The 12,509-nt window shown below is 31.0% G+C and carries 15 protein-coding genes; 5 read left to right on the top strand and 10 right to left on the bottom strand.

Annotated features, from left to right (window positions below; translation table 11 throughout):
* Window positions 1-455 precede the first annotated feature (455 nt).
* Window positions 456-1,331 carry a GGDEF domain-containing protein gene (locus FGK85_RS07115; protein WP_138205104.1) on the bottom strand — a complete coding sequence of 292 codons (876 nt, stop codon included), beginning with the start codon at window positions 1,329-1,331 and terminating at the stop codon, window positions 456-458.
* Window positions 1,332-1,539: 208 nt separating this feature from the next.
* The gene (locus FGK85_RS07110; protein ID WP_138205102.1) at window positions 1,540-1,827 is read right to left on the bottom strand and encodes a stage V sporulation protein S; all 288 of its coding nucleotides are present in this window, start codon (window positions 1,825-1,827) and stop codon (window positions 1,540-1,542) included.
* Between the two features lie 253 nt (window positions 1,828-2,080).
* Here FGK85_RS07110 and FGK85_RS15730 point away from each other — a divergent pair, with 253 nt between their 5' ends.
* Window positions 2,081-2,212, top strand: a complete 132-nt coding sequence (locus FGK85_RS15730; protein WP_272879143.1) for a hypothetical protein — start codon at window positions 2,081-2,083, stop codon at window positions 2,210-2,212.
* 83 nt (window positions 2,213-2,295) lie between these two features.
* Window positions 2,296-2,583 (top strand): hypothetical protein, encoded by a 288-nt coding sequence (locus tag FGK85_RS07105; RefSeq protein WP_138205100.1) that lies wholly within the window; start codon window positions 2,296-2,298, stop codon window positions 2,581-2,583.
* Between the two features lie 698 nt (window positions 2,584-3,281).
* Here FGK85_RS07105 and FGK85_RS07100 read toward each other — a convergent pair.
* Both FGK85_RS07100 and FGK85_RS07095 read right to left on the bottom strand, forming a co-directional pair.
* Window positions 3,282-3,572 carry a hypothetical protein gene (locus FGK85_RS07100; protein WP_138205098.1) on the bottom strand — a complete coding sequence of 97 codons (291 nt, stop codon included), beginning with the start codon at window positions 3,570-3,572 and terminating at the stop codon, window positions 3,282-3,284.
* Window positions 3,573-3,576: 4 nt separating this feature from the next.
* On the bottom strand, window positions 3,577-4,485 hold the full coding sequence (locus FGK85_RS07095; protein ID WP_138205096.1) for a ParM/StbA family protein: 909 nt from the start codon (window positions 4,483-4,485) through the stop codon (window positions 3,577-3,579).
* 547 nt (window positions 4,486-5,032) lie between these two features.
* Between FGK85_RS07095 and FGK85_RS07090 the strand changes: the two genes are divergently transcribed.
* Entirely contained in the window at window positions 5,033-5,437 is a 405-nt protein-coding gene (locus FGK85_RS07090) for a four helix bundle protein (protein ID WP_138205094.1), read from the top strand.
* The gene (locus tag FGK85_RS07085; protein ID WP_138205092.1) at window positions 5,412-5,738 is read left to right on the top strand and encodes a hypothetical protein; all 327 of its coding nucleotides are present in this window, start codon (window positions 5,412-5,414) and stop codon (window positions 5,736-5,738) included. Before FGK85_RS07090 ends, FGK85_RS07085 begins: the two co-directional genes overlap by 26 nt.
* Here the strand turns inward: FGK85_RS07085 and FGK85_RS07080 are convergent.
* From FGK85_RS07080 to dnaX, 6 genes are all read right to left on the bottom strand, one after another.
* Complete coding sequence (locus FGK85_RS07080; protein WP_138205090.1) at window positions 5,735-6,319, bottom strand: DUF6438 domain-containing protein; 585 nt, start codon at window positions 6,317-6,319, stop codon at window positions 5,735-5,737. The genes FGK85_RS07085 and FGK85_RS07080 overlap by 4 nt on opposite strands.
* 48 nt (window positions 6,320-6,367) lie before the next feature.
* On the bottom strand, window positions 6,368-6,724 hold the full coding sequence (locus FGK85_RS07075; protein WP_138205088.1) for a hypothetical protein: 357 nt from the start codon (window positions 6,722-6,724) through the stop codon (window positions 6,368-6,370).
* A gap of 75 nt (window positions 6,725-6,799) precedes the next feature.
* Entirely contained in the window at window positions 6,800-7,015 is a 216-nt protein-coding gene (locus tag FGK85_RS07070) for a hypothetical protein (RefSeq protein WP_138205086.1), read from the bottom strand.
* Between the two features lie 1,513 nt (window positions 7,016-8,528).
* Window positions 8,529-9,125 (bottom strand): recombination mediator RecR, encoded by a 597-nt coding sequence (recR, locus tag FGK85_RS07065; protein WP_138205084.1) that lies wholly within the window; start codon window positions 9,123-9,125, stop codon window positions 8,529-8,531.
* Between the two features lie 185 nt (window positions 9,126-9,310).
* Complete coding sequence (locus FGK85_RS07060) at window positions 9,311-9,652, bottom strand: YbaB/EbfC family nucleoid-associated protein (protein ID WP_138205082.1); 342 nt, start codon at window positions 9,650-9,652, stop codon at window positions 9,311-9,313.
* A 552-nt stretch (window positions 9,653-10,204) separates the two neighbouring features.
* Window positions 10,205-11,848 carry a DNA polymerase III subunit gamma/tau gene (gene dnaX, locus FGK85_RS07055; protein ID WP_138205080.1) on the bottom strand — a complete coding sequence of 548 codons (1,644 nt, stop codon included), beginning with the start codon at window positions 11,846-11,848 and terminating at the stop codon, window positions 10,205-10,207.
* A 286-nt stretch (window positions 11,849-12,134) separates the two neighbouring features.
* On the opposite strand from dnaX, the gene FGK85_RS07050 reads away from it, so the two are divergent.
* Window positions 12,135-12,509: hypothetical protein (locus FGK85_RS07050; RefSeq protein ID WP_341472459.1), on the top strand; the 375-nt coding region annotated here is incomplete at its 3' end.

Here is a 12,509-nt window from a genome sequence, read left to right as displayed (position 1 = left end):
CCCTTCTATTTTTGAGCATAACACATGAAAAATAGGCAGAATCGATTTTGTATAGGTCTTTAGTCCTATTTTGTATGTTTTAAAGAATTTTTTTATTTCCCCTTTGCTAGCCATGCTGTTTTAAATTTGTCATTAAAAAAACTGCCTACTAAAAAAGTAGACAGTTCCTCAAAGAAAAGATGCTATGACAAAACCTGATATCGGATTTGGATTTATTACTGTAATTACTATAATATCCCTATGTCAAGTTTACTTTTTACACCCTTAACACTATATCCTTAATCCCTTAACCCTATAATTATGTATATTAGTGGAGTTAGGGCAAAGGCTTAAGTTACAGGGGTTTTGATGGATTTTCATGCGACAAAAAAAGATGTGGGGAAATTACATAAATACTAAAAGGTAAGTACTTCCGTTCAAACGAAAATGCACTTGCCTATAATTATCCTTAAATCTTATCTCCTATATTCACTATGATTAGTAATAAGTTTATCTAGTTTTGTGCTTATTTCCAACAGTTCATTGTTTATTGCTACATTTGACTCCTGAACCACTTTTTTGTTTATATTATCTGTAAGCATTTCTATTTTCTGTTTTAAATCCTTTAATTCATCCGCTATATGTTTTACTTGAGCCTTTTTCCCATTCTTCTCTTTATATAGATTATTATCAGCCATATCAATCACCTTTTCCAGTTCGTATATAGAATCTGCGTAGGCTGAACCTGCGCTTATCTCAATATTAATATTTTCTCTTTCACATCTTTTCCCGATACTTTCCCTGATTCTATCTATTACCTTTTGAGCCGCACTTTCTTTGGTGTCTGCAAGTAATATAAAAAACTCATCCCCGCCACTCCTTATTCCGATATCCTGTTTTCTAATGTTTTCCTTTATGGCTTGCCCGACAATCTTTATTGCTATATCCCCAGTCAGATGCCCTTTGGTGTCATTTAAACACTTCAAATTATCTATATCAATAATAATTAATGTAAAACGTTTAGGCGTGGTACAACGCAACATATATGACATCAACTGTTCCCAGTAGTTTCGGTTATGCAGGCCTGTCAGGGAATCTATATACGCATAGTTTCGGTGTAATTGAATAAGAATCAAATAATATACTGCTTTATCTAAATTAACTTTATCAACAGTTACAATATAACGCTTAATCCTGTAATCAATAGTATCATTAACAGGTAAATGGTTGAAGATATTTATAGCCTCTAGGTACTCATAGGCAACATACTTATCGATATTGCTATAGCAAACTATACTTTCTTGGTTTATCAATATACAGACTGTCTTTCCTACATTAGTAAAATTCTCCATTTCATATTCTCCTATATAAATACAAAGATAGTACATTTAAATTAGTAGATAATGATATTCGTAATGCTTTTGCTAAGCAGGTCATATCCGCTTTGAAGCATAAAAAAACACACCTCCCTCTCACTTAATGCAGTGAAAGAGAAGTGTGTCCTTCCCAACAGTATATCCACATATTACCACGTCTTAGTTTTAAGTACAATAATTAATATTATTTCTTTTTTGCAATTAAAGTCCAACGGATAGCCGTTTTAGAGATAGTATCATGTTCTTCTGTCAATGTATCTACTTTAATATAATAGGGTCTTAGATTAAATTTGTAACTGTTTTTTACTAAAAACTCAGTTGCTTGTATAAGTGCTTTTACTGTCACATAAGCAGCCTTGACCCCTATACAATCTATGTGAACAATAAAATCCTTTGAGGCATGTTCAATTATAGCCTCTGAAACAGCGTTAATGTTACTGCTTGCAGATACTCTTAATACCTGTATATTCATAAAACAAAGTCCCTCCTTAATACTAATTTCAAGCATTATAAGTATGGATTTTGTTTTATTTCAAGTATCTTTGCTCTCTAATATTTACTTATGTAATGAAGTAGTATTATGTGAAACAGATTCTTCCCCAAATCTTGAATACTACTTTATGAATATTTCAGATGCACAATTGTATTGGCTAAAGCAAAAGTTTGATATGGATACAATTGAGGAAATCGATGAGAAGTCAACAATGTAAGATATTATTAACATAGTGGGTAAGATTATAAATGGTATTCCATTTGAACTTGATGAATATCTTTACCCTGAAAAATACACACCATCCACTTTAGTAGATGAAAATCCAAATCCTATTCTCATTGAACCTGAAGATATGCCCTTTTAAAACTTAATTTATAATAAAAATAGTTGACTTTTATATTTATCCTTTCCTATAATGCCTCAAACTTGGAAAGGAGATGATGTTTTATGAAAAATAAGCATCTTGAATCAGAAATTAAAACCCTATTAAGTAATGCCGAGAAGGTGTTGGGTAAAGCCTCTATTCAATATCAAAATTTGGACTATTACTTTGATATTCTATTAACCGTTTACGAGTACAACTTTGATAGTGAAAAAGATTTACTATGTGAATTGAAGCAATTATTAAATAAACTCTCTGAAAAAATGTCAGAACTAGAACCACAGCAGTTTGAAGAAAAATATCCACGTATAAGTCAAATGATTGATTCCTTGGATAAATACTTATCTGAATAATTATCTTTCAAGGCTTTCCAGTAACAAAACTGGGAAGCCTTTCTTATATAGATTTTTAATAAGATAATGGGTAAGAAATTTCAGTAACTACTACCATATTATGTATTTCCTCATTCCAAATTCCCTATCTCCCTTTAACCCATAACCCTTATTCACCATTCTAATTATGTTTTAGAATCACCTTTTTACTCCTTTCCCCTTAAAACCATTTCTAACCCTTTTTCCTTAGCCAAAGCATATAATACCTATCAAATTGCTCCGTTTCTGATGCAAAAAGGTACATTTCTAATAATTCATTCTTACTTATCTTCTTATTAAGGAAAGCAATTCTAAAATCGAGTTTCGCCCCTTAAAATGCAAAATATTTTTATCTAAAAACAAAATAGAGGAAATAAATTGCCTCGAAGCAATAATCTCCTCTATTTTGTCCGCTTATTAACACTCCCTAGAATGTCTGCATTAAAGGTATCATATTAGATATTATTTGTAAAGTGTATACCTCGTCGTTTCTTATCTGTAAACCTTGGTTCCTTTTAGTACCCAACTTTTTATTCCAGTTCATTTAGGAACCCCATAGTAAGGATATAAGGGATATGGGGTAAAAAATATCCTAATGAAATTTGTGGCTTATTGTATACTTACCATATATATTATCCAAGAAAAAAGCAGGAAGTTCTAAACTTCACTGCTCATAATGGCTATAGACTATCAAACATGCTGAATATGTCATCAGACAATACAGGCTGAGCATAATCATCATTATCTTTTTTACTGTTCCCTATAGTAATTCCTCCACATTCCGCTATCGCTTCCTTTAAAGCCTCCTTTATTTTCTCCTTATCAAAATCCTTATCATTTTTCCCCGTAAAACTTAATACTGCCTTAATAACGTAATCCGTTTTATATTTCTGTGCAGAAAGTATGTTATATACCTTAACATCTTCCTCTCTATCCATAGAAAAAGACAGGTTTATTCGTTTTGTTACCATAGCATCACCTTCTTAATTCTTGTTCAAGCAAAATTTTGAACCCTCGTGCATTAGCAAACTGGTCAAGAAAATCCGCATACCTTACTTTTGTTGATTCTTCAATATATTTCCGAAGCAACATACTTCCACCACCTGTGAAAACAGTAGGGTTACGGAATTCGAACCCATATTCCTCAATTTTGGCCAATATGTTTTCTACATACTCATTCGTCATTATTTTAATTATCTCTTTAACATCTGCTTCAAAAATAACAGGTTCTCTTCCTAATATAATATCTTGTATTTGAGTTTCAGTCAGCCTAATATTTGTTTTTAAGAGTTCCTGCTGTATATTCGCAATTAGCGTAATAATTCCGTCAGGGAGTGAGTAACACGATGCAGTGTCAATTATCCCGTTCTCCACTCTAAAAATATCTACAGTATAACCGCCAATATCTATAACATTACATAATATATCCTTATAACTGTTAAATACCGTAATAAGCGAAGCATACCCCTGTGGATACACCCTGCAATCAATAATATTAATTGCATAACCTTTTTTGTTAAAATTAAATTTAACATCCTGTCTTAAAAAATATTCCCGAAATTTTTTCTTAAGAGTTCCATAATTGACAATTGGAAGTCCTACTCCTAGAATTACATCTGATTTATCTTCTATCCTTGCTATATTTACAGCATCTGCAATTGCAGGTAAAGACATAATGAAAGTATCCTGATTAACTGTCTTATCCATCTGGACACTCAATCTATTACCTCCGATGCTATAAAACTTACCTTCATAAATTAACAAGTTGCTCGCTGAGATTGGCTCACTATTAGATTTAGTAAATCCTGACTCAGCAATATAGCCCTCACTTGTTTTTGTACATTTGTTTCCATTATCAAGTCCTAATAAAATCCTGTTTTCCATAGTAATTCCTCCATTTCTTTAATAAAATTTAAGTTCCTTATCGTTCTTTATAGTCGATGATTTTTTATAATTTCAAGTATTTCTGCAAAAAAAATTGCTTACCCAGCAAACTAGGTAAGCATACAAAATAAAATAATACGGAGGTTATTTCATTAACATTGTAAAATGCCTTAATAAACGTAAACATGTATTTTATAATAAATCATTCCCCACAAAGTCAAGTCTAATTTCTACTTTTTTAACTTAATTCCTATTTCCTTTTTACCCAAACCCCTTTTATATATTATGTATTTAGTAAATCTCTTCAAACCCTTTAATTCACGTCATTCGTAGAAGTTTTTAAGCGACAAAAACTAGTTTAGGGTATAGTAGGGAGAAGGTTTATTGGGTTAAGGAACAAGTATATGCACTATATTAACTTTTACTACAACGCCTTAACCCTTATACCTTTTTAGTTATTTCTTTACATAAATTCTAGCATTAAAATTTGACTTATCCCTGCTCTTCCGTATAATGTTAAAAATCAAATTTTGAAAGGATGAATTCTATGAGTGAAAATTTGTATATAAAAGATTTTAAAAGCCTAAAAGTATGGCAGAAGGCGAATGTTCTTGAGCAGGAGATAAGAGAATTGGTTAAAGGGTTTCCAAATTGTGAGCAATATAGGCTTACAGACCAGTTAGTACGGGCTGTTAGGAGTATAGGGGCAAATCTTGCAGAAGGAAACACCCAATTATTTATTAAAAGAGAACTATTCCATGCAAATGCTGCCCTTGGCAGTGCAGGAGAAGTAAGAAATCATCTTCTTACTGCTTTGCAGAATAATTATATTTCAAAAGAACAATATGAGATTCTGGATAATAAAACAACCGAGATTATCAAAATGCTCTATGGTTACATAAAAAGGTTGAAACTGGAGATAGGTAATGATTCAGATTTTAATAACTCCTAATAATGGTACAACAAGGGTTAAGGTTTCCATTTATACCTTAACACCTTATACCTTATTCCTCCTTCTAGCCTTCCTATACACATCTTTTAGCCCTACAGGTAATGTTGCCCATTTTAAAATTAGTGCAATCAATAAGAAAAAATGCCTTGGAAGACCGTTAATCCTCCAAAGCATTCTAAAAAATCCTAATAACCCTATTTTGAAAAAGGTTCCAAGCGTCAGGGTGTTAAAACACGTTGGCATTTGTCCTTTTCTGCTTATTATAGCAAACTTTATTCTTATCTTACCATTTAGTAGTTAAATATTTTTCATCAGTATGGCAGGTCCATAATAGTCATCTGTAGCAATCCCTATCTTCTGCACTTGCCATTCTAATACTTCTTGTCTATTACATTCTTTTTCTACTAAATCTATTGCTTCTTTTTCTGAAGCAGAAATAACTATACATCTAATTAATGACTCTGAATTCTTTTCTTCAACCTGATATATGTATAACCTTGGATTTACATGTTTTTTAGTGCCTATTATTCTATCTATTTTCTTTTCAAAGATTGCCAAACTATCATCCATCAAAATATGTCCATAATAGTGGTCAATTTCTTTAGTTTGCCCATTGGAATATTTAACTGTAGTAATACAAGAAGGCTGGTCTGTAATAAACTCCTCCCCTGGCTCATATATGAAAGACTTAAACCCAAAATCCTCAATCAAGTCATTTAATTGTTCTACCTTTTTCTTTGATATCTTCCAATGATGTTCCCCACTTTTATATACAAACATTTCTCCATGATAATTTACATTGCCCCCGTTATCTACTGTTACACTATAAACAGGGCAAGTTCCATAGCACATTGTTCTTTGCAATTTTATGTATTCGAACATGATAATCCCCCTATTAGCCTTCATATTCATATACTTATATACAAAACACTATATTCCATAGTGAATTAAGTATTTATCCTCACTAATTGCATTAGATAACTTTTCAATAAGCAATTGAAGTTCTTGTGATTTATAATGATTATTTGCCTTTATGATAATATCTCTAAATTGTTTAAGAGATTCTGGTGGGATGAGGGTTACCCCACAATAATCCAATCCATTTCCTGGTTGAGTTGTAACCTGAAAGTATGTTTTTATCGCCATTAGTTCTTCATTATATTTTATAATCATCTCTTCTAATAAGTCATCATCCACTGAAATACAATTGTATTTTTCAGGTTCATAATCGCTATACCATTTGTTTTCTTCAAAAGAATCTATTATTCCAAAATCATGCTTAGCCAAACTATAACCCCCCGCAAATGTATATAGCCTCCCTAATACACTTTTTATAAAAATTATGAATAATCTAAGTTCATATCACATTTGCTTGGAAGAATTGTTGTTATTATTTTTCTTTGATTTATAGTCTGATAAATTAACTCCCAAAATAGTAATCGTACAACAAAATATTGTAATGGCACTTGCCCTTGATATTCCAGTAACAATTGAAAATATAAGGCTTATTGAAGAAATAACAAGTGCAAGTCCAGAAATAATTACTGCTATCTTAGCCCTCTTGACTTTATCTTTCATCTTAATGCACCCCTATTGATTAAAATTTTTAACTTTATAGTTCCGTAATAATTTACTGATACATTTCCTATACTCACCTCATAATTCTTAATCAAAAGAATAACTTAATACGTCATATTTTACTAATCCATACTACATACCTTTATTTTACACCCTATAACCTATAAAATCATCTGCATTTTTATACCATTTTTATACCTTACTACTTTTTAAGCAACTCTCCTAATACCCTCTTAGCCTCTTCCACAACCTGTTTCCTATATTCATATAAATAATACAACTATATTTTCATTTTGATGGAACTTTATCAGTTATAGTTTTGTTTCTCTTTTTCTAAATTTGTCATACTATCTTTTTGGGAAACAGAAAATACAAGGCATGTTCTATAGGAAATGCAAATAAAGTCCTTACATGAACTTCCTACAAATACAAAACTCTTATACCTTAAAACCTTATTGAATCTCGTATTTTCAATACTTCCCCTTGTTCCTTATACCTTCCAATATCACAACTTTATTTTCATAATAAAAGAACTTTACCATCCATAAAAATATTTTTTCTTTTTCTAAAACTTACTTTTATCATTTCTGAAACAGATAAAACACGCCAAGTTCTTATAAAAAGTAAATAATGTCCTAATTTCTTTTCCCTTTTATCCACATTTCCCTTATATTTTATATACTTTATCCCCATTCTTGTATCAAGAAATGTGGGTAAAACACCATCTAAGAACTTTATTTTCTTTTTGTAACTACTTTTCTGTTTCTAATATTTTTCACCACATCATTTTTAGAAACAGAAAAAAAGGCCTATGTTGTATAGTAAAAGTAAATAAAGTCCTATTACAAATTACCTTTAATCTCCATATTCCTTTAACCTTAAATCTGAACTAAACCCTGTATTATCAATACTCACCCTTATTCCTTGGCTCTTTTACTACCACTACTTTATTTTCTTTTTACAACAACTAATTAACCCCTATATCCTGCCCTTTTTATTCCCTATATTCCTTACCCCTAAATCCTTAATCCTAACTATATGTTCATCAAACAAACTCCTCACCTTTTTCAAATAAAGTTCTCTCACCAACACCCCTCAAACCCTTGAAAACACTGACCTGTTATTCTCTACCATTTATCCATTTAATTCCTTAATCCTTGAACCTGCACCACTAAAGTACTTATATTTCTTAAAAATCAGGGCAAAAAATGAAAATAAAGTTCTATTAGGATTGAGGAAATAATAGGATTTAGGAACTAGGGATAAGGGGAGATTTTGTCCATTTATTCTTCCATTTTCTTATCCATTCAATCTTCCAATCCATTGATTTATCTGACTTTTAGCCTTGTCTCTTTTTTCTATATCCGTCGTAAACTTCTAATAAAAAACATGGCCTACAGGGCTTTCCTTAACCCTAATAAACCATGTTTCCTAATACTACTTTATTTACTTCCTATCGAGAATTTGCATAATGATAGGACTTTATTTGATGGAGACACTTTTTATATCTCTTCTATATTTCTTTTCTTCCCTCTAGTGCTTTTGATAAAGTAACTTCGTCAGCATACTCTAGATCTCCCCCTACAGGAACTCCGTGAGCTATTCTAGTTACTTTAACTCCTAAAGGCTTCAATATTTTAGATATATACATAGCTGTAGCTTCCCCTTCTACATTGGGGTTTGTAGCTACAATAACTTCTTTTATATCTCCATTTATCCTTCTTATAAGCTCTTTTAGTCTTATATCATCAGGACCTCTGCCTGCCATAGGTGAAATGGTTCCATGAAGTACATGGTAAACACCATTGTATTCTTTAACCTTCTCCATGGTCATTATGTCCTTTGGCTGTTCAACCACACAAATAGTAGCCTTATCCCTGCTAGGATTTGCACATACAGCACAAGGGTCTGTGTCTGTGAAATTACCACAAACCGAGCAGTACTTTATGGTTCCTCTAGCTTTTACTAGTGCTCTAGCAAATCCATCTACTTCTTCTTTAGGTAAGTTTAAAATGTGTAGTGTAAGCCTTTGGGCAGTTTTATGTCCTACTCCTGGTAACTTTGCAAATTCTTCTATTAGTTTTTCTATTGCTATAGGATAAAACTCCATTTCTTTAGCTTTATAAAACCTATTTTCTTTTAAATGTTAATTTTATAGATTTTATTCATACACTAAGCTTCATTAAAGTATAAATTTACAGTACCCTTAGTGTACATAATAGCATTTATATACTGCTATACCGCAAGCCAACGGTGCTCCTTTCTTCATTATTTTTACCTAATGCCTATGATATTCTAGAACATTCCTGGTAGGTTCATTCCTCCAGTTATTTTGCCCATAGCACTAGCTGTAGATTCTTCTGCTTGTCTTAAAGCTTCATTGCATGCTGAAAGAATTAAATCTTGTAGCATTTCTACATCATCTGGGTCCACTACTTCTGGTTTTATTTTTATGTCTACTATTTGTTTTCTTCCATTTGCCACTACTGTAACAGCTCCACCGCCAACAGTAACTGTAAACTCCTTATCTTCAAGCTCCTTTTGCATATCTTCCATTTGCTTTTGCATCTTTTGAGCTTGCTTTATTAAATTATTCATATTTCCTCCGCCCATTCCTGGGAATCCGCCTCTTGCCATAATCATTACCTGATTTTAAATATTATACATGCTTAATGTCCATACAATATTTTTATGCTACTAAAATAGCACAGTGGTATTTCATTTTAACCACAAATCAGGCTTTTCACCTACCTTTCATTAAATATTCTTATTTATTAGGAATGTACTTATATTAAAATCCTTTATTAATAAAAACTTTAATATAATACCTTTATTACTGAATTTATAACATTTTATTATAAACCTACTCTAACTAAACTTAACACCAAATTGCATTTAACATAAAATTCTCTATTCCCTAGTCAAAAATATTGTGGAATACCTAAAAATTATTTATACTGTAGAACTTAAAACTTATTTGCTAAAGTTTGCTTATCTGTTTATCTACTTATTTACTTATCTGCCTATCTAATTATCCAAACTTTTACCTATTTACTTTTTAATTTAAATTTTAAACATCACCATTAAGCATTACTTCAAAACATCTACCATGCAATACACATATATTATATCAAATTTATTAACCAATAACTATATATTGATTTACTCCTATGCAATTGATAGTAAAACCTATTCATCAATTATCTCTATCATTTCCTCCGGGAAGTTTTCAGTCAATATTTGTTCTGGTGTCTTCTTTATTTTAACCTTCTCATCTACAACATATATAACCTTAACCTTCTCCTTAAGCACATCTGAGAAAATTTCATCTATTATTTTTCTATTTTCATCTTTTTCTAGTCTCTTTTTATTGAAAGCAAATTCTTTATCATATTTTATCTGTATTATGCCACCGCTGCAAGCAATAACTCTTCCAGTCATTAATGAAGCATAAATTACCATCTTTCTCTTAGCCTTAAATACTTCCAATATATCCTTCCAAGATTTCTTCACTTCTTCTAGGCTTAGAGTAGAATTACTATTTACTTCTTCAACATATATACTTGTTTCTTCCTTTATATCTTCGTTTTCCTTTTTTACTCTTCCCTTAATTTTTTCTTCTATTTTTTTAACCCTATCGTCTACATTACTTTCATTATTTTCTGCTACTACTTTTATATTTCCCTGTTTTATAATATTCTCAAGTTTATTTATTCGTGCCAATAATATTTCCTTAGAAGTATCATATTGCATTTTACACATCTTTATTACTGCCATCTCTAAATAAATTCTACTTTGTTTACTCCATTTAGTTTGTTCTTCTGATTCCTGAAGAATTCTTATGTATCTCATTATTTCTTCTGTTCTAAGTTTTTCAGATTGAACCTTTAACATCTGTATATTTTCACTGGACATATCCAGTACTTCTTCTGGATTTTCTGTAACCTTAACCATTATTAAATTTCTCATATGCTTTATCAAATCTCTTGTAAACATATGAATTTCCTTACCGCTAAATACTATATCATCTATAATTTTTATGGATTCTTCCACATTTTCATCTATTATTGTATCCACTAATTTAAACAAATTATCATTAGTCACAAGTCCCAGCATACTTATTAAGCTTTCATACTCTACCTTGCCATCACCCATGGATATAGCTTGATCTAGTACACTAAGTGCATCTCTCATGGCTCCATCAGATATTCTAGACACTAATGAAAGACTTTTGTCATCAGCCGAAACACCTTGTTCATCTACTATTTTCTTCAATCTTACAAATATATCTTCACTCTTTATTCTTCTAAAATCATATCTTTGACATCTAGACAATATAGTAATAGGAAGTTTCTGAGGATCTGTTGTTGCCAATATAAATATTACATTGCTAGGGGGTTCCTCTAATGTCTTTAAAAATGCATTTACGGCCCCCATAGAAAGCATGTGAACCTCATCTATTATATAAACCTTGTATTTAGCCTCTTGCGGAGGATACTGAACATCATCAATTATATCTCTTATTTTGTCCACACCATTATGTGATGCTGCGTCTAATTCTGTAACATCTATAGCTATACCAGCATTTATTTTTTTGCACATATCACATTCATTGCATGGCTCCCCATTTACAGGATTAAGACAATTTACTGCCTTAGCCATTATCTTAGCAGTAGAAGTTTTACCTGTTCCTCTTGTACCACACAAAAGGTATGCATGGGCAATTCTATTGTTTTTAATTTGATTTCTCAAAGTAATAGTAACATGTTGTTGTCCTACCACTTCTTCAAAATTTCTTGGCCTCCACTCTCTGTACAATGCAGTATACGCCAACCCTCTTCACCTTCTTCTAAATTTATTAATAAGTTTTTACTTATATGTATTTTATTATACTAAAACAATAGTCCATAGTAAAATTTATTTTAATCAATTCAGAAGTTTAGCGCTTAAAAATTTTTGGGGCGTGAGCCCGCTGATTTATAATGAATGATTGAGGGTTAGGTTAAAAACCATAAATTCTGATTTTTGCTGGAAATTTTAGAGAAAAAATTTGCATAATAAAAGCATCCTTTTTATAATAGTTTTTACTAGAAACCAACTTAAAAAGGATGCTGATAAAATGAGTAAAAGTTATTTAAAACAATTACTTACTTATATTAATAAGGTATACGATATAGGTGAAAAAATCAATAACTTAAAAGATAAAAGAATAAAATCTGATGTAAAAATTTCAACAATTACCTTCGTGGTGTTATTTGGATTTATGCTTCAGATAAGAAGTTTCAATAGATTAGAACATTGGCTTAAAAAAGGCAAGTTTAAAAAAGTAATACCTAAAAAAACTAAAATGCCACGCATTGATGCCGTTAGGCGCTCCTTAAGTGATTTTGATTTAGATGGATTAAAAGAAATTCATAAACATATAATAAAAACCATTGTAAAAAATAAAGTATTTAGAAATGGTACTATAGATAAATTAAAAGTAGTTGCCATA

Origin of the sequence: Haloimpatiens lingqiaonensis (assembly GCF_901447495.1) — a bacterium.
Taxonomy (GTDB): domain Bacteria; phylum Bacillota; class Clostridia; order Clostridiales; family Clostridiaceae; genus Haloimpatiens; species Haloimpatiens lingqiaonensis.
The sequence above is the reverse complement of the archived record's forward strand: the minus strand, read 5'-3'. Positions and strand labels throughout refer to the sequence as shown.